The sequence below is a fragment of the Kamptonema sp. PCC 6506 genome, from assembly GCF_000180455.1.
Classification (GTDB): Bacteria; Cyanobacteriota; Cyanobacteriia; order Cyanobacteriales; family Microcoleaceae; genus Kamptonema; species Kamptonema formosum.
The window spans coordinates 1-756 of the sequence record NZ_CACA01000169.1; the positions used below are offsets into that span (position 1 = coordinate 1).

General features: G+C 46.2%; 1 protein-coding gene. It reads left to right on the forward strand.

All coding sequences use genetic code 11. From position 1 onward, the window contains the following. Window positions 1-717, forward strand: a 717-nt coding sequence (locus OSCI_RS09350) for a cobalt-precorrin-6A reductase (RefSeq protein ID WP_039961999.1), incomplete at its 5' end; no start/stop codon positions are given. Between the last annotated feature and the right edge of the window lie 39 nt (window positions 718-756).

Sequence of the window (756 nt, forward strand, 5' to 3'; positions counted from 1 at the left end):
ACTAAACTAGCAGCAAGAGCGTCGGTTATTTCCGGGCTAGAGGTCATTACTTCCCTAGCAGGCCGTACCCGACAACCTCATGCTTTAATAGGTAATGTGCGGATTGGTGGATTTGGGGGTGTAGCAGGACTGGCTGCTTACTTGCGCGATCGCGAAATCAATTTCTTGATTGATGCTACTCATCCTTATGCAGCTCAGATTTCCTTTAATGCTGCGGAAGCTGCTAAGGAATGTAACTTACCTTTTCTGATGTTAGTACGTCCGCCTTGGCAGAAACAAGAGGGCGATCGCTGGATTGAAGTTGAGAGCAATGAAGCAGCGGCAATAGTATTATCTAAACAGGCAAAGCGCGTATTTCTGACCATTGGCAGACAAGAGCTAGCTGCTTATGCCGATCTGAATGATATTTGGTTTTTGATGCGGACGATCGATCCGCCAACATCCGGGGCTCTAGTTCCTAATGGCAAATTGCTGTTGGATCGCGGGCCTTTCACGTTGGAAAATGAGCAAAAGTTATTAATAGAGTATCAGATTGATGCGATCGCCAGCAAGAACAGTGGCGGCGATGCGACTTATGCCAAGATTGTTGCAGCTAGGGAATTGGGGATACCAGTAGTAATGGTACAGCGCAAGCCACAGCCAGCCGTTGAACAAGTTGTAGATGTAGAAAGGGCGATCGAATGGCTCCTTAATCAACTTCAATTAGTTAATGGTTAGTGGTTAGTGGTTAGTGGTTAGTGGTTAGTGGTTATATAA